The sequence below is a fragment of the Heyndrickxia sp. FSL W8-0496 genome (assembly GCF_038007825.1).
Lineage (GTDB): Bacteria > Bacillota > Bacilli > Bacillales > Bacillaceae_C > Heyndrickxia > Heyndrickxia oleronia.
Genome location: NZ_JBBOXX010000001.1, coordinates 1,841,983 through 1,866,838 on the forward strand (window position 1 = coordinate 1,841,983; position 24,856 = coordinate 1,866,838).

The following is a 24,856-nucleotide window of genomic DNA, read 5'->3' on the forward strand; positions in this document are numbered from 1 at the left end:
ACTTTATGTCTAACATGATTGTCCTTATTCAGTAAAAAACAAATTAATAAATGAGGTGTTAAGTTGTTGGAACGAATTTTTAAACAATATAAATTTCTATTAGTAGCGGTTGGAGTTGTGGTGATCGTTATTTTCCTGTTTATTGGAAAAAGTCAACGGGAAAAACTAGGTATTCATACGAGTGATTTCTCAGCATATTTAGAAGAATCAGGTCAAAAGGAAGATGAAGATGAGGATCAAAAAAACATAGTGGACATGAAGATCATCGTTGATTTGAAAGGGGAAATCGTTAACCCTGGAATTTATGAAGCGAATAATGGGGAAAGAGTACAAGATCTCATTACGAAGGCAGGGGGATTTAGCAAAAATGCTGATAAATTGAAAGTTAATTTAGCTCAAAAAGTAAAAGACGAAATGGTAATATATGTTCCTAAAATTGGAGAAGAAATAAATGTGTCTCTATTTGATGAAGGTGTAGGTACGATCAACAATAGTGAGGGAAAAGTAAATATAAATTCTGCTAATAAGGATCAGCTTCAAACGATCCCTGGTATTGGCCCATCGAAAGCCGATGCCATTATAGAATATCGGGAGCAAAAGGGAGAATTTAAGAAAATAGAAGATATTAAAAACGTTACGGGTATTGGTGAAAAGACATATGAAAAACTAAAAGACTCGATTTCGATTTGAGTGAAATAGAAATTCTGTAACGGAAAATAGAAACGCTAGAATCGAACATTGACGGGGTAACAAATGTACCTATAAACTATATAGGTAGAGAAATAATCTATAAAGAGGGGAAAAAGATATGGAAAGAATTTCTTGGAATCAATATTTCTTGGCGCAAAGCCATTTACTATCTTATCGAAGTACATGTACGAGACTAGCAGTGGGGGCGACCATTGTTCGTGATAAAAGAATTATTGCAGGTGGTTATAATGGATCAATAGCCGGTGGAGAACATTGTATTGATGAAGGTTGTTATGTTATAGACAATCATTGTATTAGAACGATTCATGCTGAGACAAATGCAATATTACAGTGTGCAAAATTCGGTGTTCCTACAAATGGAGCAGAAATCTATGTAACACATTTTCCTTGTTTGCAATGCTGTAAAACCATTATTCAGGCAGGAATTAAATCAGTATACTATTCCGAGGATTATAAGAATCATCCATATGCAATGGAGTTATATCAAAAAGCAGGTGTATATGTTGAAAAAGTTCCTTTTAATAAAAAATCCTTAGATTTACACTCTCAACAAAAAATAAGTTTTGTTCAAACTCTTCTAAAAAAATTAGATGATGTGGGAATAAGTGAAACAGAATTAAATTCCTTGCAAAATGAAGCAAAAAAACTATTTGAGGATTTAGTATAATAGGTAGATTATGAAAGGATATTGGCTTTTTCTAGCGGGTGCAGCCCTCTGTGGAAGTTCACTCTTTTTAGGGGTTCATTGGGGGCTAATCATTGTTTTTCATTGCATTTGGTTACGGATTGTATTATTAAAAAAGAGAAAATTAATTATCCTATCCGTCGGGATATATGTTATTTTTGCACTTTATGGATTATGGGCCAATGAGCAAAGGCAAGTGACAAAGATTTCACCTACACAAACCTCCTTTTTCATTCAACTTAATGAAACCCCTCATATTAATGGAAATCAGTTTAAATCAATGGCAAAAACCAATCAAAAAGAAAATATCGTATTGAATTACAAAATAGGTACAGAAGTCGAAAAGAAGTGGTTAATGGAAAATATGTATAGTGGAATCATTTGTAAAGTAGAAGGTGAGTTACAAAAGCCTGAATCTAATAGAAACGAAAATTTATTTAATTATCGTCTTTATTTATATAGACAAAATGTACATTGGATATTAAAAGTTACATCAATTACTAGCTGTGAAGAATCAAGTAAAGGGTTCATTCAATGGGTCTTACGTGCTCGGGAAAATGGTTTAAAAAGAGTGGATAATTTATTTTCTCCAAATACGATTCCTTATGCTAAAGCCCTTTTGTTTGGTGATAGTAGTAGCTTTTCAGAAGAAATTTACTCCTTATATCAACGTTTAGGAATTGTTCACCTATTAGCTATTTCAGGTTTACATGTTGGTGTCATATCCTCTGGGATATTTTATATACTTATTCGACTAGGTTGTCCTCGGGAAATGGCGAGCTGGATTTTATTAATCATTCTACCCACCTATGCCATAATAACAGGTATTCATCCTCCAGTTGTACGTGCTGTTATTATGTCCATGCTCATTATAGGTACTATCCGAAAGAACTCACCTATTTCTTCGACAGATGCACTTTCAATATGTTTTATTTTATTTTTACTGAAAGATCCATTTATCATATTTCATATTGGATTTCAATTATCCTTTACTGTAAGTTTATGTATTCTGCTCGCTTCAAGATCCCTTCTTCTTCGCTACAGAAGTTTTTTTACCAATTTAATGTTGGTATCTTTCATCTCACAAATTTCTGCTTTACCGATTCTTTCTTTTCACTTTTTTGAAATATCATTGACCAGCATTTTTAGTAACATTATCTATGTTCCTTTATATACCTTTATAGTATTACCATTATTTTTTCTTACTTTTGTAAGTAGTTATATCGATTTGACTGTTTTTCATTTCATTGAGAACGCATCACATATCGTCGTATCTATTTCCGAAGGTTTTGGCAGTCTGCTGGATTTTAAATATGGAGTTTTAGTTACAGGGAAACCGGGTATGTTCTTCTTATGTATATTCATTGTTGTCAGTCAATTGGTCTTGTTTCTTCTTGAAAGGAGACGTTCAATTACTTATTCAATTTTTCCCCTTTTCATGATGATCCTCATTTTTAAGATCTCGCAATTTTATGATCCAACAGGAGAAGTGACATTTATTGATGTCGGTCAAGGTGATAGTATATTAATTCGTCTTCCTTTTCATCGAGGAACATATTTAATTGATACAGGGGGAGAAGTGAGCTTTCCTCAAGAGGAATGGGCGGTAAGAAAAAAACCATTTACGGTTGGAAAAGATATTATTTTACCGTATTTAAAGAGTAAAGGGATAACTAAAATAGATAAATTAATATTGACGCATAGTGATTCAGATCATATTGGAGCTGCTGAAGAGCTGTTAGAGAGGTTTACTGTACATGAAATACTTCTATCCCCAAATTCATGGGAAAAGCCTATGATGTTAAAAACAGTACAAATGGCATTAAGTAAAAACATATCAATTAATGTAGTAAAGGCTGGATTTAAGTGGAAAAATCAATCTGGATATTTTCGGATCATTTTTCCGTTCGATAATCATTATGAAGGGAATAATGATTCTTTAGTTCTTTATGCGGAATTTGGAGGTCTTAGTTGGCTATTTACAGGGGATTTGGAAGCCAAAGGAGAAAAAGAATTATTAGAAAATGAGCATTTAAAAGTCGATGTTTTAAAAATAGGGCATCATGGAAGTAAAGGGTCAAGCACAGATGTATTTCTTCAAAAGTTAAATCCAACCTATGCCATTATTTCTGCTGGGAAAAATAATCGCTATCGCCATCCTCACAAGGAAGTTCTTGAGAGATTAACGGAAAATCATATTAAAATATTCCGTACAGATTTACAAGGTGCGATACAGTATAATTTTTTACAAAATAATGGAACCTTTCGAACCTTTTCACCATAGTATAAAGTAGTTTATCCAATCAAAAAACGTTTAAGTGTGAGAAAAATGAAGAGAGTTTGCAAAAGCAAACTCTCTCATAAATTCATGTTTTTTAAATTAGCCTACAAATTTGATAATAGTGGCAATGATGAACATCACAGCAAAAAGTGCGAATGAAACACCAAATCCAACTCCTGAATCGATTGCATCGTTACGTTTTGATTGTACATTTTTTTCAAATTGATTCACAACGACCCCTCCTATTTCAACTTTAGTATAGACTATTTGCTTAAAAAAATCTATATAACAAATCCCTATACTGACAAGAGTTTACACAAATACTTTTCAAAGACACGGTGAGAATAAAAATAAATAAAAGTCTACCGTTAATAAAAAAGTATCCTAGGCCTTTTTTATTAACGTTAACTATAGATTTGGGGGTTATCCTTCCATATTTAAAAGGTTAATCCCCTTTAAAATGCTTGTCAAAATCCTAATCCTTTTTTACGATAGAAGTATAACTCCTTTAGAAAGAAGGATTCGAATGATTGACCTATGGAAAAAGATTGAACAAAAGGTTTTTTCTCCATTATATCTATTATATGGAATAGAAAGCTATTTAATCAATGAAACAAAGCAAAAATTAGTGAATAATATGTTAACGGAAGAAGAAATGGATTTTAATTTGTCCACTTATGATTTGGAAGAGGTACCTATAGAAGTGGCATTAGAGGATGCTGAGACATTTCCTTTTATGGGTGAAAAAAGACTGGTCATATTACAAAACGCTATTTTCTTGACTTCTGAAAAAGGAAAACAAAAAGTGGAACATAATCTTTTGAAATTAGAAGAATACATACAAAATCCACCTGATTATACTATTTTAGTAATCATTGCTCCCAATGAAAAATTGGATGAACGGAAGAAAATAACAAAACTAATAAAAAAGAATGCATCTGTTTTTGAAGCTAAAAAATTAAAAGATGCGGAGTTAAAATCTTGGGTAATTGGGAAGGTTAAGCTGAATGGTGTCACGATCGATGAAGATGCAGCGGAATTACTTATAACTTTGTCAGGAACAAACCTAATGATGCTTTCTAGTGAAATAGATAAACTTTCTCTTTTTATTGGGGAAAATAATAAGATTGATAAAGCAACAGTTGAACGTTTAGCTTCTCGGACACTTGAACAAAATATATTTAGCCTTGTAGATAAAGTGGTTCATCGAAATATAAGTGATGCGTTAAGGATTTATTATGATTTGTTAAAGCAAAATGAGGAGCCAATCAAAATTCTATCTATCTTAGCCAACCAATTTAGACTTGTTTATCAAACAAAAGAGCTATCAAGGAGAGGGTATGGTCAGCAGCAAATAGCTTCACATTTAAAAGTCCATCCCTTTCGAATTAAATTGGCTGCTGGACAAGCACAGCTATTTTCAGAAGAAGAGCTGAAAAGAATCATGCATTTATTAGCTAAATGTGATTATCAAATGAAAACAAGCTCTTTAGATAAAGTGATGATTATAGAGATGTTTCTATTTCAATTGAAATAAAATTAGTGAATAAAAAAACGATCCTTAATTGGATCGTTTTTTCTTATTAAGCATTAGCTGTGTTTAATTTTTTCATTAAACGTGCTTTTTGTCTATCCGCAGTGTTTTTATGGATAAGACCTTTTGATGCTGCTTTATCAAGTTGACTTACAGCAGTAGCTAATAGGTCTTTTGCGTTTTCATCTTTATTGACAACTGCAGCTTCGAATTTCTTCACAGCAGTACGCATAGTTGATTTCATAGCAGAGTTGTGTGCGTTACTTTCAGTGCTAGTTTTTACGCGTTTGATGGCAGATTTGATGTTTGGCATTTCTTTCACCTCCTACGAGTAATGAAAATTCAATCACTCGACTTTCACAATCCTTAACAATAAGAACAAGTGATATTTTATCAAACGAACCTTGATTATGCAATACTTAGCCTAGAAAAAGAAATAGAAAAAGAGCTTTTCTAGTAATTTTAAGATGTACTATTCTGTAAATCATTGTTAATAGGAATGAAACTATCTAAATTAGGTAAAAATATAAAATATGAAAAAAATCCTAATATGTTTGTGTCTACATAAGGAGGAACATATTGATGAAGAATCGAGATGAAATAGATTTAAGCTTGTATTCCGTGAGAACAGACTTAGCTTTAGAAGCAAAAGACATGGCTGTAGAAGAACGCTTAAAAAGCCAAGAAAAGGAAACGGAAATTGAAGGAGTAATGATAAAGGACCGACAAGTTGGAGATATAAAAATTTCAACTGTACAAATAACCAAACAAGGTGAACAAGCGATAGGTAAAAAAGCAGGAAATTATTTGACTATAGAGGTTCAGGGTATCCGTCAACAAGATTCTGATTTACAAAAAGAAGTAGAGGAAGTGTTTGCGAATGAGTTTAGTCAATTCCTTCAAGCCTCAAAAATTCCAAAGGATGCCAGTTGTTTAATTGTCGGCTTAGGAAATTGGAATGTAACACCGGATGCCCTTGGTCCACTTGTTTGTGAGAATGTGATTGTCACTAGACATCTATTTAATTTGCAACCTGAAAATGTTGAAGAGGGCTATCGCTCTGTAAGTGCTCTAGCGCCAGGGGTAATGGGGTTAACGGGTATTGAAACTAGCGATATTATTTTCGGGGTTGCGGAAAAGTCTAAACCTGATTTTATTATTGCCATTGATGCACTTGCATCCCGTTCGATTGAACGCGTCAATTCAACGATACAAATATCAGATACTGGCATACATCCAGGGTCTGGGGTAGGGAATAAAAGAAAAGAACTAAGCAAAGAAACGCTAGGGGTGCCAGTGATTGCAATTGGTGTACCTACTGTTGTTGATGCTGTATCAATTACTAGTGATGCAATAGACTATTTATTAAAGCATTTTGGAAGGGAAATGAGAGAGGGAAATCGTCCTTCGCGTTCATTGGCGCCCTCAGGTATGACATTTGGTGAAAAACGAGAATTGACAGAAGAGGATTTGCCTGGAGAACAGCACCGGAAAATGTTTATGGGGATGATCGGGACGCTTGATGATGACGAGAAACGAACATTAATTCATGAAGTGTTGGCGCCTCTTGGTCATAATTTAATGGTTACACCGAAGGAAGTTGATGTATTTATTGAAGATATGGCCAATTTAATCGCTAATGGTTTAAATTCTGCATTACATACATCTGTTAACCAAGAAAATGTTGGTTATAAAACAAGATAGGAGAATCGTCTCGTTTTTGTAAGATAAGTCATTTCATTCTGCTAAATTGTTCTACTTTTTCTAGTAAAAACATACATTACTATAAAAATTGCTAGAAAGGGTGGAACGATGAAATCATATAAAAATCGTAGCTATATCGTTACGTTGAACATTTCTAGTGTAATAAAGGCAGGAGTTATCTTTTTTCTAGCATTAGTTTTAATGTTCTCTATTTCAGGATTACTTACAGCTTTAAAACCAGGATATCGGGTAAATTCAAATTTAATTCATCAAGCAACGAAGCATTTATCGAGTAAAGTACTTTTTCATTTTTTGGCGACAGATACACAGATGATTAAAGCAGGAATGCAAGATACAGAAGAGTTTCCAAGCTTGGGAAACACGATCATAAATATGGCAACCAATATTAGCTTTAAAGATCCGAGAAGTTTTATCGGACGTGAACTACCAGGTTTTGCTTTTTTTGATAGTGAAATTCTTGTTGCTGGAGAAGGAACAAATTTTACGAATTTACCGATAGAGTCTGTTCCTTCTGATAAGATCTTCCATGCAAAGGAAGATCCTAATTTAAAGGAAGTACCAAATGAATCTCAGGAGAAGAAAGAGAATGATACAAAACACAATGCATCATCTTCCGATCTAGAGAAAAAGACTGTTTATATCTATTTTACACATACACGAGAATCATTTCTTCCATATTTAGATGGTATAACAGATCCAAACGCAGCTCAACATTCAAAGATTAACGTTACGAATGTAGGTATGAAGCTAAAAGAGCAATTAGAAGACCGGGGCATAGGGACTATTGTGGACAAAACCGATGTTCAAACTCTATTAATTCAAAAGGGTTGGAAATACCCCCAATCTTATCAGGAATCTCGTGAAGTGATTCAAACCGCAATGAACAAAAATCGGGACCTGAACTATTTAATCGATATTCATCGAGATTCACGTCGTAAAAAAGATACCACGATCACGATTAATGGACAATCCTACGCCAAGATTGCATTTGTTATTGGAGGAAATAACCCGAACTATGAAAAGAATGCAAAGCTAGCTAAGCAGTTAGATAAATTATTACAAGAAAAGTATAAAGGTCTTTCAAGAGGAGTTTTAAAGAAGGAAGGTTCTTTAACAAATGGAAAGTTCAACCAAGATCTTTCATCAAATGCAATATTAATCGAAGTAGGTGGAGTGGATAATACATTTGAAGAAATGTATCGAACAACTGCCGCTTTAGCAGATGTTTTTAGTGAATATTATTGGCAAGCTGAACAGGTAGATGGAAATCAATCCAATCCACCTGGTAAACAATAACCTAAGTATTAATATTAGCTAATAAAGGGATGATTTAAAAATGAAGCGTTTTATGCTGAAATGCCTTTTGATCTGTAGTGCATTATTCATTGGTGTATTAATGGGAATGCAAAAAGCCAATGAAGGAATGATGGAAATGAAAGGTTACCAAGAGGAAGGATTAAAAGCACCGATCACAGTGAAGGAAGTTGAGAATGGTGAGATTGAAGCATCGGTACTTGGAAAGAATGTAACCTCGCATGATTTAGAGGCTAAAAAGGAGAGGTTGAAAGAAATCAAAGCGTTTAATTTTTTCTCATCCCTGGGAAAGACTATGGCTAATATGATATCTAGTATTACAGAAAAAATAATCAATTTTTTCTCTTCTATCTTATAAAAATGCTAATTTCGTATTCTTGGTTGTTTTTTGTGAAAGCACAACTTCCAGCATTTACATTCAATAAAAACCCGTGAAATCAAGGGTTGATTGCTAGTTCATCATTAACCTTAAAAGTAAGAAGATTTTTGAAAAGACTGATAAAGATGAGGCTGTCTGAATAGTGGTATGATTCATATACCACTATTCAGACAGCCTCTTTTAAAAATACAGTTTTCAATATTCATTTGGTCCTGCAATATCTAGCTCCACCGCCTCATCCTTCGACAAGTGTGTCTTAGACAGCGAAGGTGAAATTTGCCCTTATTTTCATTTAAATTCTTTCAACTAGTTTAATTTCAATTGAATCTTGCAAATCCTGCTGATATAATCAAAAATAGTTTACATGTGGCGTTTAACAGGAGTGAAAAAAATGAATAATGAAGATAGACTGAAAAGACAGGAAAGGATTCGCAACTTTTCTATTATTGCCCATATTGATCATGGGAAATCAACTTTAGCAGATCGAATTTTAGAAAAAACAAATGCTCTTACTTCAAGAGAAATGAAAGCACAATTGCTCGATTCAATGGATTTGGAACGTGAACGAGGAATTACCATAAAATTAAATGCTGTGCAATTAAAATATAAAGCAAAGGATGGAAATGATTATATTCTTCACTTAATTGATACCCCGGGACATGTCGATTTTACCTATGAAGTCTCAAGGAGTTTAGCAGCTTGTGAAGGAGCCATTCTTGTTGTTGATGCTGCCCAAGGAATTGAAGCACAAACCCTTGCCAATGTTTATCTTGCTTTGGATAATGATTTGGAAATTTTGCCAGTAATAAACAAAATTGACTTACCAGCAGCAGATCCAGAACGTGTACGACAGGAAGTTGAAGATGTGATTGGATTAGATGCATCTGAAGCTGTTCTAGCTTCTGCAAAAGCGGGTATAGGTATCGAAGAAATCTTAGAACAAATTGTTGAAAAGGTACCTGCCCCAACAGGTGATCCTGCAGCGCCATTAAAAGCATTAATATTTGATTCTTTATATGATGCATATCGGGGAGTAGTCGCATATATTCGTGTTGTAGAAGGAACGGTAAAAGTTGGCGACAAAATTAAAATGATGGCAACCGGTAAGGAATTTGAAGTTACTGAAATAGGGGTATATGCGCCTAAGCCAGTTGCATGTGATGAACTAACTGTAGGGGATGTAGGATTTTTAACCGCTTCAATTAAGAATGTAGGAGATACGCGAGTAGGGGATACGATTACAAGTGCTATCAATCCAGCTAATGAGGCGTTACCAGGATATAGGAAGTTAAATCCTATGGTATATTGCGGATTATATCCTATTGATTCAGCAAAATTTAATGATCTTCGTGAAGCACTCGAAAAACTTGAATTAAATGACTCCTCCCTGCAGTTTGAACCAGAAACATCACAAGCGCTTGGTTTTGGTTTCCGTTGTGGGTTTTTGGGACTCTTGCATATGGAAATTATTCAAGAGCGGATTGAACGGGAATTTAAAATTGACTTAATTACTACCGCACCGAGTGTAATATACAATGTGTTATTAACTGATGGTACAGAAGTAAATGTGGACAATCCGTCAAATATGCCAGATCCACAAAAAATTGATAAGGTTGAAGAGCCATATGTACGAGCTTCCATCATGGTTCCAAATGAATATGTTGGGGCTGTTATGGAGCTATCTCAAGCAAAACGTGGAACATTTATTGATATGAAATATTTGGATGATATTAGGGTTAATGTAATATATGAAATACCTCTTTCTGAAATTGTTTATGACTTCTTTGATCAATTGAAATCAAGTACGAAGGGGTACGCTTCTTTTGATTACGAGTTAATTGGCTATAAGCCGTCGAAATTAGTCAAGATGGATATTCTTTTAAATTCTGAAAAAGTGGATGCACTAAGCTTTATTGTGCATCGGGATTTTGCTTACGAGCGTGGAAAGATCATTGTAGAGAAATTAAAGGAAATTATTCCACGTCAGCAATTTGAGGTTCCTGTTCAAGCAGCTATCGGACAAAAAATTGTTGCACGATCAACCATTAAAGCGATGAGGAAAAATGTCTTAGCTAAATGCTATGGAGGAGACATTTCTCGGAAGCGAAAACTACTTGAAAAACAAAAAGAAGGTAAAAAACGGATGAAGCAAGTAGGATCAGTTGAAGTTCCGCAAGAGGCGTTTATGGCGGTTCTGAAAATGGATGATACAAGTACAAAATAATGAAAAAAAGGGAGTAAGCTTGATGTTTATCATGCGATCACTCCCTCTTTTTGTATGACTGGAAGAGACTGTATTTATTAGTTGTAGGAAACATTTAAATTGGAGAGGATTTTAAAATTGGTGAAGTCAGCTTATATTCATATCCCATTTTGTGAGCATATTTGCTACTATTGTGATTTTAATAAGGTTTTCTTAAAAGGGCAGCCAGTAGATGATTATATAGATCAGTTATTACATGAAATGGAATTAACAATATCAAGAAATGCAACAGAACAATTAGAAACTATCTTTGTTGGAGGTGGAACTCCAACGGTTTTAAACGAAAGTCAGCTTGACAAACTATGTAAAGGAATTCGAAATATACTACCATACAACAGCGAGGGAGAATTTACTTTTGAAGCCAACCCAGGTGATCTTTCTAGGGGAAAGTTAAATATTTTGAAGAATTATGATGTCAATCGGCTTAGTTTCGGTGTTCAATCTTTTAATGATGAATTACTAAAAAAAATTGGTAGAGCACATACAGAAAAAGATGTCTACACGACGATCGAGAAATCGCACCAAGCAGGTTTTGAAAATATAAGCATCGACCTAATTTATAGCTTACCTCTGCAAACTGAAAAAGATTTTATCGATACTTTAAGTAAAGCATTGCATCTAAATTTACCACATTATTCTAGTTACTCTTTAATTGTAGAACCTAAAACGGTTTTTTATAATTTAATGCAAAAGGGGAAACTTCATCTTCCATCTGTAGAGTTGGAGGCTAATATGTATAGTGTATTAATTGATACAATGGAAAAGCACGGGTATCACCAATATGAAATTAGTAACTTCTCAAAAGAAAATTATGAAAGTAAGCATAATCTAGTGTATTGGAATAACGAAGAATATTTTGGGTTTGGCGCAGGAGCCCATGGCTATGTTAATGGGGTACGACAATCAAACATAGGTCCAATAAAAAAATATATCGAAAAGCTTCAAGCAGGGCATTTGCCAATTTTAGAGGCGAACGTTTTAACGAAAAATGAAATGATGGAAGAGCAGATGTTTTTAGGGTTAAGAAAAAACGATGGGGTTAATATAGAGCAATTTAACCAAAAATTTGAAATGAATATGCTCGACGTCTTTAAAGAGCCAATTGAACAATTGATTCATAAACAACTATTACAAATAAGTGAAGGATCGGTTCAACTGACTAGAGAAGGAAGATTTTTAGGGAATGAGGTTTTCCAGGCATTTTTAGGTCTATAAATAAATATTAAAAGGGTTAAAATAGAAGGAAGGTAAAGGGGTAAAAATATTGACATAGTGGTATAGTTTTGATAATTTATTATTAGAATTAGCACTCGGATTGTATGAGTGCTAACAGAGGTGATGAAAGTTGTTAACAGATCGTCAGCTTCTTATATTACGAGTAATTACTGATGACTTTATTCGATCTGCACAACCTGTCGGCTCAAGAACACTTTCTAAAAAAAATGAAATTTCCTTTAGCTCTGCTACTATTCGTAATGAAATGGCAGATTTAGAAGAAATGGGCTATTTAGAAAAAACCCACACATCTTCTGGAAGAATACCTTCAGAAAAAGGATACAGATATTATGTTGACCATATTATAGCTCCACAAAAGCTAGATGCGGGGGAAATATCACGTATTCATTCTATTTTTGCAGAAAGAATTTATGAGCTCGAAAAACTTGTGCAAAAGTCGGCAAAAATTCTTTCAGAGTTAACCAATTATACAGCTATTTTATTAGGACCTAAGGTTAAAATAACGAAGCTGAAAAAACTGCAAATTGTTCCTTTGAACAATGAAACGGCCATTGCAATCATGATAACTGATACTGGCCATGTCGAAAACCGAATGTTCACAATACCTTCAGGCTTTAATCTTATGGATTTAGAAAAGATGGTTAATATTTTAAATGAGAAATTAACCGATGTTCCAATCTCTGAATTGAAAAGTAAGATATATAAAGAGGTAGCTGAACTACTTAAGCGACATATTCAAAATTATGATTCTATCCTTCATGCATTGTCAGACACAATTAGTGTGAAGGAACAGGAGAAACTTTTCTTTGGTGGAAAGGCGAATATATTTAATCAGCCAGAATTTCAAGATATACAAAAAATCCATTCTTTAATGGACATGATTGAAAGAGAAAATGGTTTTTATGAAATTGTTAAACAAATACCGCATGGGATACATGTGAAGATTGGAAAAGAAAATGAGCGGTCGGAAATGGAAAACTGTAGTTTAATTACAGCAACCTATTCGATAGGAAATGATCCAGTTGGAACTATAGCGATACTCGGGCCTACAAGAATGGAATATTCCAGGGTCATTAGTTTATTAGATTTTTTGAGTACGGATATGTCAAAAGCATTAACAAATTTGTTTCACAGCTAAATCTAGGTGAACAATTGCAAATGACATAACAACTGGAAATTAGTCATACGCGCTGGTTTCTAGTCTTTTTTTGTGAGTATAACCATCTTTACAAATATGCGCCTAGGTATAGGTTAACCAGGGCGCCTATCATTTTTCTTTAAGGGAGGTGAAAACAATGGCAGAAGAGAAAAATCAAGAAATGACTGAGGAAACGGTTGAAACAATTTTTGAAGAAGAGACTGAAGTGAATTCTTCTGAACAAATTGAAACAAAAGAAAAAGAAGAATCCGATGCTAATGATGCAATAGAGGAACTTCAGAAAAAACTTGATGAATCTGAAAATCGTTATCTGCGTTTACGTGCTGACTTTGATAACTTCCGTAGAAGAGTTCAAATCGACCGTGAGGCGAATGAAAAATATAAGGCTCAAAGCTTAGTTACAAATTTATTACCGGCCATTGATAATTTCGAAAGAGCTATGCAAATAACACCTGAAGATGAACAAGCAAAACAGTTGATGCAAGGTGTAGAAATGGTATATCGAAATATTATTGATGCCTTGAAACAAGAAGGTGTTGAGGTAATAGAGGCTGTAGGTAAAGAGTTTGACCCTAATTTTCATCAAGCTATTATGCAAGGTGAAGATGAAAACTTCGATTCTAACATTGTCATCGAAGAATTTCAAAAAGGTTATATATTGAAGGATCGAGTTATTCGCCCTTCTATGGTAAAGGTAAACCAATAAATTTTTTTACATATGATAGTAGGAGGTAAATTAACATGAGCAAAATTATCGGTATTGACTTAGGAACAACCAACTCATGTGTCGCTGTTCTTGAAGGTGGAGAACCAAAGGTCATTCCAAATCCAGAAGGAAATCGTACTACTCCATCTGTAGTGTCATTTAAAAATGGTGAGCGTCAAGTAGGGGAAGTGGCTAAGCGTCAAGCAATCACTAACCCTAATACCATTATTTCTGTTAAGCGTCATATGGGAACAAACCATAAAGAGGTTATTGAAGGGAAAGAGTATACTCCGCAGGAAGTTTCAGCAATGATCCTTCAATATTTAAAATCATATGCAGAAGAATATCTAGGAGAGACTGTTGATAAAGCAGTTATTACTGTTCCAGCTTATTTTAATGATGCTGAACGTCAAGCAACTAAAGATGCAGGGAAAATTGCTGGATTAGAAGTTGAACGTATTATTAACGAGCCAACTGCTGCAGCACTTGCGTATGGGTTAGATAAAATGGATCAAGATCAAACCATTCTCGTTTATGACTTAGGCGGTGGAACATTTGATGTATCTATTCTTGAGCTAGGAGACGGAGTATTCGAAGTTCGTGCAACTGCAGGTGACAATAAGCTTGGTGGAGATGATTTCGACCAAGTAATTATGGATTATTTAGTTGCTGAATTTAAAAAAGAAAATGGTATTGATCTTTCTAAAGATAAAATGGCTATGCAACGTTTAAAAGATGCAGCAGAAAAAGCGAAGAAAGACTTATCTGGTGTAACTTCTACACAAATTTCATTACCATTTATTACAGCTGGTGAAGCAGGACCTTTACACTTAGAAGTGAACCTAACACGTGCTAAATTTGATGAAATCTCTGCAGACCTTGTTGAAAGAACAATGGGTCCGACAAGACGTGCTATGCAGGATGCAGGATTATCACCAAGTGAAATTGATAAAGTTATCCTAGTTGGTGGCTCTACACGTATTCCAGCTGTACAAGAAGCTATTCGTAAAGAAACTGGTAAGGATCCACATAAAGGTGTAAATCCTGATGAAGTTGTTGCAATGGGAGCTGCTATCCAAGGTGGAGTTCTTACTGGGGATGTTAAAGATGTTGTACTATTAGACGTAACACCACTTTCATTAGGGATTGAAACAATGGGAGCTGTGTTTACGAAACTAATTGATCGTAATACTACAATCCCAACATCTAAATCACAAGTGTTCTCAACAGCTGCAGATAATCAAACTGCCGTAGATATCCATGTTCTTCAAGGTGAACGTCCAATGGCTGCAGATAATAAAACATTAGGCCGTTTCCAATTATCTGATATTCCGCCAGCACCACGTGGAATTCCACAAATCGAGGTAACATTTGATATTGATAAAAATGGTATCGTTAATGTAAGTGCTAAGGATTTAGGTACTGGTAAACAACAAAATATTACGATTAAATCATCTTCAGGATTATCAGATGAAGAAATCGATCGTATGGTAAAAGAAGCTGAGGAAAATGCTGAAGCAGATAAACAACGTAAAGAAGAAGTAGAATTACGTAATGAAGCAGATCAGCTTGTATTTACAACTGAAAAAACGTTAAAAGATCTTGAAGGTAAAGTAGAAGAAGCCGAAGTGAAAAAGGCTGAGGAAGCAAAAGATGCATTAAAAGCGGCTATTGAGAAAAATGACTTAACTGAAATCCGTGAAAAGAAAGATGCGCTCCAAGAAATTGTACAAAATCTATCAATGAAATTGTATGAAGAAGCAGCAAAACAAGCACAAGCACAGCAAAATGCTGCTGGAGGCCAAGAAGGAAATAATAACGATGATGTGGTCGACGCAGAATTTGAAGAAGTAAAAGATGATAAATAAAAAATAGTCTCCACATATACATGTTCAAAAAGTCAAAGTCAGGTCATTCTTGGCTTTGGCTTTTTGTTTTAAACTAGAGCTCTTATGTTTAGTGAATCGAAGTAAAAAAGCTCCATAAGACTTTGGGGTTATCTGATAATTACTGTTCTTTTTATTGATTGTTCCCAACGTCAATGTTAAAATAACCTTTATGCGAAAGGATTCGGGAGTGAGTTTGAATGAGTAAAAGGGATTATTATGAAGTATTAGGATTAGAAAAAAATGCCTCAAAAGAAGAAATAAAAAAGGCATATCGAAAATTATCTAAAAAATATCATCCAGATATTAATAAAGAAGCTGGAGCGGACGAAAAATTTAAAGAAGTAAAAGAAGCCTATGAAGTTTTGTCAGATGACCAAAAACGTGACCAATATGATCGATTTGGACATACTGATCCAAACCAAGGATTTGGTGGATTTAGTAATGGTGACTTTGGTGGGTTTGGAGGCTTTGAGGATATATTTAGTACCTTCTTTGGTGGTGGATCATCAAGACGTCGTGATCCAAATGCACCAAGACAAGGTGCAGACCTTCAATACACAATGAGCTTAGAATTTGATGAAGCGGTATTTGGGAAAGAAACAGTTATTGAAATACCTCGTGAAGAGAACTGTGATACATGTCATGGTACTGGAGCAAAGCCTGGTACGAAACCAGAAACTTGTTCTCACTGTCATGGATCAGGCCAATTAAATACAGAACAAAATACACCATTTGGCAAAATTGTTAATCGTCGAGTATGTAACTATTGTAATGGTACAGGTAAGATGATTAAAGATAAATGTAAAACATGTGGTGGTACAGGAAAAGTAAAGAAACGTCGAAAAATCAATGTGAAGATTCCTGCAGGAGTTGATGATGGTCAACAATTAAGAGTTTCAGGTCAAGGTGAACCTGGTATAAACGGTGGTCCTGCTGGAGATCTTTATGTCGTATTCCATGTAAAAGAACATGAATTCTTTGAACGTGATGGGGACGATATATATTGTGAGGTTCCTCTTACTTTCTCTCAGGCTGCGTTGGGGGATGAGATTGAAGTTCCAACGTTACATGGAAAAGTTAAGTTAAAGGTCCCTTCTGGTACACAAACAGGTACGAAATTCCGCCTACGTGGAAAAGGTGTTCCAAATGTTAGAGGTTATGGTGTTGGAGATCAGCATATTCATGTTAAGGTCGTTACACCGACAAAGTTAACAGAAAAACAAAAGCAATTATTACGTGAGTTTTCAGAAATTAGTGGTACTGTTCCAGATGAACATAATGAATCGTTTTTTGACAAAATGAAGAGAGCATTTAAAGGGGAATAATTCCTCGAGTGATTAATTATTTTCGAATGCAATAAATAAAAGATGGAGTTGGTAGAAGTGAAATGGTCTGAAATTATGATCCATACGACAAATGAAGCAATTGAACCGATCTCAAATATTTTACATGAGGCAGGTGCTAGTGGGGTAGTAATCGAAGACCCATTTGATCTTATTAAAGAGAGGGAAGATCAGTTTGGTGAAATCTACCAACTCAACCCAGATGATTATCCTGAAGAAGGTGTAATTATCAAAGCGTATATAGCAGTGAATAGCTTTTTAGGTGAAACGATTGAAGAAATTAAGCAATCGATAAACAACTTGACTGAACTAAATATTGATATCGGTCATAATGATGTTTCTATTAGTGAAGTCAATGAAGAAGAATGGGCAACTGCTTGGAAAAAATATTATAATCCAGTGAAAATATCTGAAAAGTTTACGATTGTTCCTACTTGGGAGGAATACGAACCAGTATCAAGTGATGAGTTAATTATTGAATTAGATCCTGGAATGGCTTTTGGAACGGGGACACATCCTACAACAGTTATGTGCATTCAAGCATTAGAAAGAACAGTGAAACAGGGTGATTCTGTCATTGATGTTGGCACAGGTTCAGGTGTTTTAAGTATTGCTGCTGCTATGCTAGGAGCAGAAAAAGTAACGGCACTTGATTTAGATGAAGTGGCAGTACAATCAGCTAGGCTAAACGTAAAGCTAAATAAAGTACAATCAGTGGTTACTGTTTCCAAAAATGACCTTCTGCAGGGAATGGATGGACAAGTGGATGTTGTTGTTTCAAATATACTAGCTGAAGTAATTATGAGTTTTACAGATGACGTGGCAAAAGCAGTTAAAATGGGCGGATATTTTATTGCTTCAGGCATCATTCAGCAGAAAAAAGATCAAGTAAAGGATGCGATGATAGCTTCAGGTTTTACCATTGAAGAAACGATTATAATGGAAGACTGGGTTGCTTTTATTGCAAAACGTGGGTGATCAAGGAGATGCAACGTTATTTCATCGATAAGAACTATGATGGAGAAAATCAATTTCACTTGAAAGGTGATGCTTATCACCATATTTCACATGTAATGAGAATGAAAGTGAATGATGAATTTTTTATTGTTTTTTCAGAAGGTAAATCAGGGGTTGCTAAAATAGTTGATATTACCAATGAGGAAATTATCGCAAATGTAGTAAAATGGGAAGATGAAAATAAGGAAATGCCTGTAAAAGTAACAATTGCGAGCGGACTGCCTAAAGGGGATAAATTAGAATTAATTATTCAAAAAGGAACAGAGCTCGGAGCTTTTCAATTTGTCCCTTTTATAGCGGATCGCTCCATTGTTAAATGGGAGCCTAAAAAGGAAAAGAAAAAGCTTGAACGATGGCAAAAAATTGCATTAGAGGCAGCGGAACAAGCCCATCGACAATATATACCTAAAGTTACCGCTCCGCTATCGTTAAAAAAACTACTTGAATACAGCCAACCATTCGATCATAAATTAGTTGCATTTGAAGAGAGTGCGAAATTGGGGGAAACCTCCAATTTTGTAAAAAAATTAAATGAGTTTAATGCTGGCGAGACAGTACTCATCGTATTTGGACCTGAAGGTGGTCTAACGAATGATGAAGTGAAACAAATGGAAGAATCGGGATTTTGTATTTGTGGATTAGGTCCAAGAATATTACGAACTGAAACAGCTCCTTTATATGCATTATCCGCAATTTCTTACCAATTAGAATTAATGAGGTGATTGCAATGTCACAAGTGGCATTTCATACATTAGGATGTAAAGTAAATCATTATGAAACAGAGGCAATATGGCAATTATTTAAAGCTCAAGGCTATGATCGGGTAGATTTCGAATCAATGGCAGATGTATATGTCATCAACACATGTACTGTAACAAATACTGGTGATAAAAAAAGTCGTCAAGTGATTCGTCGTGCAGTAAGAAAAAATCCAGATGCAGTCATTTGTGTTACTGGTTGTTATGCACAGACTTCCCCTGCAGAAATTATGGCTATACCTGGTGTTGATATTGTTGTAGGTACACAAGATCGGACAAAAATGCTCGACTATATAGAGCAATTCAAACAAGAAAGAAAACCAATTAATGGTGTCGGAAACATTATGAAAAATCGTGTGTATGAAGAATTGGACGTTCCAGCCTTTACTGATCGAACACGTGCATCATTAAAAATTCAAGAAGGCTGTAATAACTTCTGTACATTTTGTATTATTCCATGGGCACGTGGTCTTATGAGATCCCGTGATCCAAAAGAAGTCATTCATCAAGCACAGCAACTTGTAGACGCTGGTTATAAAGAAATTGTCTTAACGGGAATTCATACAGGTGGATATGGACAGGATTTTAAGGATTATAATTTAGCTATGCTACTTAGCGATATGGAGAAACAAGTAAAAGGATTAAAACGAATCCGCATATCATCTATAGAAGCTAGTCAATTAACGGATGAGGTCATTGAGGTAATCGATAAATCGAAATTAATTGTTCGACATATGCATATACCTCTTCAATCAGGATCTGATACAGTCCTAAAAAGAATGAGACGGAAATACACGATGGCAGAATATGAAGAAAGACTGTTGAAATTGAAAAAGGCTTTGCCTGGACTTGCAATAACATCCGATGTTATCGTTGGGTTTCCTGGGGAAACAGAAGAAGAATTTATGGAAACCTACAATTTTATTAAAAAACATAAATTTGCTGAACTTCATGTCTTCCCATATTCGAAGCGTACAGGTACTCCTGCTGCTCGCATGGAGGATCAAGTTGATGAAGAGATTAAAAATGAACGTGTTCATCGCTTAATTTCGTTGTCAGATCAATTAGCGAAGGAATATGCCTCTAATTTTGAGAATGAAGTATTAGAAGTTATTCCGGAAGAAAAATTCAAAGATGATCCAGCTAGTGGTCTTTATGAGGGATATACAGATAATTATCTAAAAGTAGTTTTCCCTGCAACTGAAGATATGGTTGGTCAAATTGTGAAAGTTAAAATTACTAAATCTGGCTATCCTTATAATGAAGGCCAATTTGTCCGTGTGATGGATGAAATTGATGAGGTCAATCAACAGCAAGCAATGTAATTGGTTTTAGAAAAAATTAGAAGTTGAATTTAAAGTCAAGGGTTTTCATGACATTGACTTTGGATTTACTTCTAATTTTTTTTATTTTGGGGATACTAAATCTACTCGAAATGATAGGTTATCAATGATATAGTAATAGAGGTACGTACAACATAAATTACATAAAGGAGAGTTAAAATTATGACGAATAACATTGCAAAAATGATTGACCATACATTGCTAAAGCCTGAAGCAACAAAGTCACAAATTCAAAGTTTGTGTGAGGAGGCAAGAGAATATTCATTTGCATCCGTATGTGTTAATCCAACATGGGTTAAATATGCAGCAGATCTTTTACAAGGTTCAGATGTAAAGGTATGTACTGTTATTGGATTTCCTTTAGGGGCTACAACTCCTGAAACAAAGGCATTTGAAACAAAAAATGCCATTGAAAACGGAGCGGAGGAAGTCGATATGGTAATAAATATTGGCGCCCTTAAAAGTGGAGATCTTGAACTAGTTGAACAGGATATATTAGCGGTTACAAATGCTGCAAAAGGTAAAGCTTTAACAAAGGTAATTATTGAAACTTGCCTTCTTACTGAAGAAGAAAAAATTCGTGCATGTGAACTCGCTGTAAAAGCAGGAACTGATTATGTGAAGACTTCTACAGGATTTTCTACAGGTGGAGCAACAGTTGAAGATATCGCTTTAATGCGCAAAACAGTTGGACCAAATATAGGTGTCAAAGCATCTGGAGGTGTAAGAAGTCCTGAAGATGCACAGCAAATGATTGAAGCAGGTGCAACACGTATTGGTGCTAGCTCAGGTGTAAAAATTGTCCAAGGGTTAACCAGTGATAGTGATTATTAAGTAATAGAAAGAAAGTAAAAAGCCCAGAGAATGGTACTCTCTGGGTTTTAGTGTAAACTCTTTTCCCAAACATTGTTACTATTCAAGTAAAGTTATAACTTGTAAAGTATGTAGAGGATCACTACTCTTTTCATCTTACTGAGAAAAGAGCTGCAATCTCCATAAGAACCACTGAAAAACTTTATTGGGTGTAAAGCCGGCAGTTGGGCTTTTACAAGAGCTACTAACTATATGAAAACAGTTTTAGTGTAAGAATGAATAAAAAGTTTCTATCCTTTAATGGTAATAGGTCAATCGAGCTCTACATTTACTATTGAAGTCAATTAAACTCTCTATTAAGTACCTCATTTAAAAGAACAGAATGGGGAATTCAATCTTGTCTCTTCTTTATTAAATGGGTTTAATCTTACCTTTACCGTGTATTCGGATAATGAATTTACCGAATCTTGTGGCAAACGGAAGAACAATTAATGAGCAAATGACATTAAATATAACACTTGCATGTGCTAATTGGGTTTCAATATTAGAGGTTAAGTGTCTTGAAATATCACCTAAATACTGAATAAACGGAATAAACAATATAGCGCCAACTAGATTAAGCCATATATGGGTGTAAGCCGTTAATCTTGCTTCCTCTCCAGCACCGATACTTGCTAGTAAGCCAGTTATGCATGTACCAATATTTGCACCAAGCATGATGATTATCCCAGTTTCGAGGGGGAATATCCCTGCGCTTAGAAAACTCATAGCGATTCCAGTCATAACTGTACTTGATTGAATACATGCCGTTAAAAGAATCGAAAATAAAAATGCATATATCATATGACCATTTATTAATATTAAAAGATGCTGAATAAAGTCGAGTTTTGTTAAGGGGCCTGCAAGCCATTCGAACCCTCTCATTGCGGAGATAATTATTGCAAAACCGGTAAAAATAAAACCTAGGCTTTTTATTTTTGGTCGATTAAAAAGTAAAAAAAATAAACCAATGATTAAAAAAGGAATAATTAATTGTGATAAATCATACGAAAGGAATTCTAAAGTAAAGGTTGTGCCGATATTTGTTCCTAAGATAATTCCTATAGTCTGTGGAAAGCTTAAAATTTTCGCCGCAACTAAACCTACCGTAATGACCATAACTGCAGAACTACTTTGTAATATAGCCGTCATGATTATTCCTACGACCATTCCTTTAATAGGAGTACTTGTTATTTTTTTTAGCCATACCTCCATTGCTTTCCCTGAAAGATTAAATAAGCCAATACGAAGCCAAGTCATACCTAATAAGAAACTTCCCACTAAACCAATAAATAAACCTAAATAAAGCATGTCCTCCCACCTCATTAGTAATCATATGGTATAATAACAATGAAAATGCCGCTTTTAAAAAATAGTAAAATTTATTGTGTTTACAGTAGAGAAATAGTTAATTTTACACAATTTTTTATAGGACATTTTAAACAACCCTATGAAAGTTTATTGACCTCGTAAAAAGGATATATTATAATGTCATGGTACATGGTTTTTTTATGTGTTGCATGAAGCCGTAGTGTGTGTTCGGAGGGAGGGAAAGAGAGATGTCAAAAACAGTTGTTCGTAAAAACGAATCGCTTGAAGATGCTCTTCGCCGCTTCAAACGTACAGTTTCTAAAACAGGAACTTTACAAGAATATAGAAAGCGCGAATTTTATGAAAAACCAAGCGTAAAACGTAAGAAAAAGTCTGAAGCTGCTAGAAAGCGTAAGTTCTAAGAGAGGGTGGAATAATGGGTCTTCTCGAGCGTTTAAATGAAGATATGAAACAAGCGATGAAAAACAAAGAAAAAGAAAAACTCTCTGTTATCCGCATGCTTAAAGCATCATTGCAAAATGAAGCGATTAAGCTTGGTAAAGATCTGTCAGAAGAGGATGAACTGACAATCCTTTCTCGCGAAGTGAAGCAACGCAAAGACTCCCTCCAGGAATTTCGAAATGCAGGTCGTGAAGATCTCGTTGAAAAAATTCAAACAGAACTAACTTATGTGGATATATATTTACCTGAACAGCTTTCAGAAGATGAACTGACAACGATTGTTCTCGAAACAATAAAAGAAGTTGGTGCTACATCGAAAGCTGATATGGGAAAAGTGATGAGTGCCATTATGCCGAAAGTTAAAGGTAAGGCTGATGGTTCAACTGTAAATAATATCGTAAAGCAGCAATTAGCTTAACAAAAAAGCCAGGAAGTTTTTTAACTTCCTGGCTTTTTTCTTGAAATAATTCTTGAAATTATTTCTACATAAATGAAACTTTTATGTTACAAAAACGTAAAACAAATAAGGAAAAACTGAAGATGAGTAGAAAGGGGGGATAATTTGAAAAAAGCTCTCTTTATATTAGGATCTCTATTAATAATTGTAGGAAGTTTATTTTTTTCAGCAAGTGCAGAAAGTCAAAGTAAAAAAAACGTTGTAGTCATTCCTATTGAAGAAGAGATTGAAAAGGGATTGCATGCTTTTTTGAAAAGAGCCATTGATACAGCTGAGGAAAATTATGCTGATTTAATCGTGTTTGATATTAACACTCCAGGCGGTGCTGTAAATGCAGCAAGTGATATAGGTAAACTTTTAAATAGTACTGATATAAAGAAAATTGCTTTTGTTAATAATAAAGCACTATCTGCGGGTGCCTATATTTCTTTGTTTGCAGATGAAATTTATATGGTACCGGATGCCACAATGGGAGCTGCAGCAGTGATTAATCAACAAGGGAACACAGCAGGAGAAAAAGCGGAAAGTGCCTGGAAAGCTGCAATGAATGCGGCAGCTAAACAGCATGGGCGGGACCCAATCTATGCAGAAGCCATGGCTGATAAGGATATTGATCTTCCAAAACTAAATGCTGGAAAAGGGAAATTGCTGACATTAACTTCTGAACAAGCTGTTGAAGTGGGTTATTCAGAAGGTACATTCAAAAATTTATCGGAGTTATTAAAGCATATTGGGTATGACAATGCTTTAATCGAGCATGTTGATCTAAGCTTTGCTGAAAAAATCGCCAGGTTTTTAACTAATCCTATCGTTGTTCCTATTCTACTATCCATAGCAAGTCTTGGTTTAGTAGTAGAATTATATTCCCCAGGCTTTGGTATACCTGGTACAATGGGATTAACAGCATTATTATTATTTTTCTATGGACATTTAGTTGCAGGTTTAGCAGGCTATGAATCTCTTATATTGTTCATTATAGGTATCGCACTGATTATCGCAGAATTCTTTTTACCTGGAGCGATTGCGGGAATCCTTGGAGCTGCAGCCATTATAGGAAGTTTACTCATAGCAGGGGGAAACATCTTTTACATGGGAATATCAATAATAATTGCTGTATTAGTAGCTATTATTGGCATGATTATAATGGTAAAGGTGTTGGGTAAACGGATGAAAATATTTAAAAAGATCGTCTTATCTGATTCAACGAGTACTGAAAAAGGATATGTATCAAATGAAAATCGTGTGGAGCTAATTGGTCGTACAGGTCTAACCATTACCCCACTTCGTCCTGCGGGAACGATAACGATAGATGATGAAAGAATTGATGTAGTGAGTGAAGGCGGGTATATCGATAATGGTCAGAGCGTTAAAGTAATAAAAGTAGAGGGCTCTCGAATTGTCGTTAGACTAGATAAATAATCGAAATTCTTG

The 24,856-nt window shown here is 34.8% G+C and carries 23 protein-coding genes; 20 read left to right on the forward strand and 3 right to left on the reverse strand.

Annotation, left to right across the window (positions count from 1 at the left end; translation table 11 throughout):
• Positions 1 to 66: 66 nt before the first annotated feature.
• From NST63_RS09275 to NST63_RS09285, 3 genes are all read left to right on the forward strand, one after another.
• A complete protein-coding gene (locus tag NST63_RS09275) occupies positions 67 to 690 on the forward strand; it encodes a helix-hairpin-helix domain-containing protein (RefSeq protein WP_058002117.1) in 624 nt (207 codons plus the stop codon).
• 118 nt (positions 691 to 808) lie between these two features.
• Positions 809 to 1,378 carry a ComE operon protein 2 gene (locus NST63_RS09280; protein ID WP_058002118.1) on the forward strand — a complete coding sequence of 190 codons (570 nt, stop codon included), beginning with the start codon at positions 809 to 811 and terminating at the stop codon, positions 1,376 to 1,378.
• A 10-nt stretch (positions 1,379 to 1,388) separates the two neighbouring features.
• Positions 1,389 to 3,680 (forward strand): DNA internalization-related competence protein ComEC/Rec2, encoded by a 2,292-nt coding sequence (locus tag NST63_RS09285; protein WP_058002119.1) that lies wholly within the window; start codon positions 1,389 to 1,391, stop codon positions 3,678 to 3,680.
• A gap of 96 nt (positions 3,681 to 3,776) precedes the next feature.
• Here the strand turns inward: NST63_RS09285 and NST63_RS09290 are convergent, their stop codons facing one another.
• Positions 3,777 to 3,908, reverse strand: coding sequence for a YqzM family protein (locus NST63_RS09290; protein WP_065107191.1), 132 nt, complete (start codon positions 3,906 to 3,908; stop codon positions 3,777 to 3,779).
• A 295-nt stretch (positions 3,909 to 4,203) separates the two neighbouring features.
• On the opposite strand from NST63_RS09290, the gene holA reads away from it, so the two are divergent.
• A complete protein-coding gene (gene holA / locus NST63_RS09295) occupies positions 4,204 to 5,214 on the forward strand; it encodes a DNA polymerase III subunit delta (RefSeq protein WP_212943311.1) in 1,011 nt (336 codons plus the stop codon).
• Between the two features lie 46 nt (positions 5,215 to 5,260).
• Here the strand turns inward: holA and rpsT are convergent, their stop codons facing one another.
• Positions 5,261 to 5,524: a 30S ribosomal protein S20 gene (gene rpsT, locus NST63_RS09300; protein ID WP_058002121.1), complete on the reverse strand. Its 264-nt coding sequence runs from the start codon at positions 5,522 to 5,524 to the stop codon at positions 5,261 to 5,263.
• A gap of 269 nt (positions 5,525 to 5,793) precedes the next feature.
• Between rpsT and gpr the strand changes: the two genes are divergently transcribed.
• The 13 genes from gpr (at position 5,794) to deoC (ending at position 21,177) form a co-directional block, all read left to right on the forward strand.
• Positions 5,794 to 6,915 carry a GPR endopeptidase gene (gpr, locus tag NST63_RS09305; protein ID WP_058002122.1) on the forward strand — a complete coding sequence of 374 codons (1,122 nt, stop codon included), beginning with the start codon at positions 5,794 to 5,796 and terminating at the stop codon, positions 6,913 to 6,915.
• 108 nt (positions 6,916 to 7,023) lie between these two features.
• The gene (gene spoIIP / locus NST63_RS09310) at positions 7,024 to 8,232 is read left to right on the forward strand and encodes a stage II sporulation protein P (protein ID WP_058002123.1); all 1,209 of its coding nucleotides are present in this window, start codon (positions 7,024 to 7,026) and stop codon (positions 8,230 to 8,232) included.
• 40 nt (positions 8,233 to 8,272) lie between these two features.
• Positions 8,273 to 8,608 carry a YqxA family protein gene (locus tag NST63_RS09315; protein ID WP_058002124.1) on the forward strand — a complete coding sequence of 112 codons (336 nt, stop codon included), beginning with the start codon at positions 8,273 to 8,275 and terminating at the stop codon, positions 8,606 to 8,608.
• A 412-nt stretch (positions 8,609 to 9,020) separates the two neighbouring features.
• Positions 9,021 to 10,853 carry a translation elongation factor 4 gene (gene lepA / locus NST63_RS09320; RefSeq protein WP_058002125.1) on the forward strand — a complete coding sequence of 611 codons (1,833 nt, stop codon included), beginning with the start codon at positions 9,021 to 9,023 and terminating at the stop codon, positions 10,851 to 10,853.
• A gap of 120 nt (positions 10,854 to 10,973) precedes the next feature.
• Positions 10,974 to 12,107 carry a radical SAM family heme chaperone HemW gene (gene hemW, locus NST63_RS09325; protein ID WP_341044163.1) on the forward strand — a complete coding sequence of 378 codons (1,134 nt, stop codon included), beginning with the start codon at positions 10,974 to 10,976 and terminating at the stop codon, positions 12,105 to 12,107.
• A gap of 130 nt (positions 12,108 to 12,237) precedes the next feature.
• Complete coding sequence (gene hrcA / locus NST63_RS09330; RefSeq protein WP_058002126.1) at positions 12,238 to 13,266, forward strand: heat-inducible transcriptional repressor HrcA; 1,029 nt, start codon at positions 12,238 to 12,240, stop codon at positions 13,264 to 13,266.
• A gap of 157 nt (positions 13,267 to 13,423) precedes the next feature.
• Positions 13,424 to 13,993 (forward strand): nucleotide exchange factor GrpE, encoded by a 570-nt coding sequence (gene grpE, locus NST63_RS09335; RefSeq protein ID WP_058002127.1) that lies wholly within the window; start codon positions 13,424 to 13,426, stop codon positions 13,991 to 13,993.
• A 35-nt stretch (positions 13,994 to 14,028) separates the two neighbouring features.
• On the forward strand, positions 14,029 to 15,861 hold the full coding sequence (dnaK, locus tag NST63_RS09340) for a molecular chaperone DnaK (RefSeq protein ID WP_058002128.1): 1,833 nt from the start codon (positions 14,029 to 14,031) through the stop codon (positions 15,859 to 15,861).
• 218 nt (positions 15,862 to 16,079) lie between these two features.
• Positions 16,080 to 17,207 carry a molecular chaperone DnaJ gene (dnaJ, locus tag NST63_RS09345; RefSeq protein WP_058002129.1) on the forward strand — a complete coding sequence of 376 codons (1,128 nt, stop codon included), beginning with the start codon at positions 16,080 to 16,082 and terminating at the stop codon, positions 17,205 to 17,207.
• A gap of 57 nt (positions 17,208 to 17,264) precedes the next feature.
• Positions 17,265 to 18,203, forward strand: a complete 939-nt coding sequence (gene prmA / locus NST63_RS09350) for a 50S ribosomal protein L11 methyltransferase (protein WP_058002130.1) — start codon at positions 17,265 to 17,267, stop codon at positions 18,201 to 18,203.
• 8 nt (positions 18,204 to 18,211) lie between these two features.
• Entirely contained in the window at positions 18,212 to 18,964 is a 753-nt protein-coding gene (locus tag NST63_RS09355; RefSeq protein ID WP_058002131.1) for a 16S rRNA (uracil(1498)-N(3))-methyltransferase, read from the forward strand.
• 5 nt (positions 18,965 to 18,969) lie between these two features.
• Positions 18,970 to 20,325 (forward strand): tRNA (N(6)-L-threonylcarbamoyladenosine(37)-C(2))-methylthiotransferase MtaB, encoded by a 1,356-nt coding sequence (gene mtaB / locus NST63_RS09360; protein WP_058002132.1) that lies wholly within the window; start codon positions 18,970 to 18,972, stop codon positions 20,323 to 20,325.
• A gap of 180 nt (positions 20,326 to 20,505) precedes the next feature.
• Positions 20,506 to 21,177 carry a deoxyribose-phosphate aldolase gene (gene deoC / locus NST63_RS09365; protein WP_212943307.1) on the forward strand — a complete coding sequence of 224 codons (672 nt, stop codon included), beginning with the start codon at positions 20,506 to 20,508 and terminating at the stop codon, positions 21,175 to 21,177.
• Positions 21,178 to 21,567: 390 nt separating this feature from the next.
• Here the strand turns inward: deoC and NST63_RS09370 are convergent, their stop codons facing one another.
• Entirely contained in the window at positions 21,568 to 22,506 is a 939-nt protein-coding gene (locus tag NST63_RS09370; RefSeq protein ID WP_058002134.1) for a Na/Pi symporter, read from the reverse strand.
• Positions 22,507 to 22,754: 248 nt separating this feature from the next.
• Between NST63_RS09370 and rpsU the strand changes: the two genes are divergently transcribed.
• From rpsU to NST63_RS09385, 3 genes are all read left to right on the forward strand, one after another.
• The gene (rpsU, locus tag NST63_RS09375) at positions 22,755 to 22,928 is read left to right on the forward strand and encodes a 30S ribosomal protein S21 (protein ID WP_039238310.1); all 174 of its coding nucleotides are present in this window, start codon (positions 22,755 to 22,757) and stop codon (positions 22,926 to 22,928) included.
• Between the two features lie 14 nt (positions 22,929 to 22,942).
• A complete protein-coding gene (locus NST63_RS09380) occupies positions 22,943 to 23,386 on the forward strand; it encodes a GatB/YqeY domain-containing protein (protein WP_058002135.1) in 444 nt (147 codons plus the stop codon).
• A gap of 144 nt (positions 23,387 to 23,530) precedes the next feature.
• Entirely contained in the window at positions 23,531 to 24,844 is a 1,314-nt protein-coding gene (locus NST63_RS09385) for an NfeD family protein (protein WP_058002136.1), read from the forward strand.
• Positions 24,845 to 24,856 lie beyond the last annotated feature (12 nt).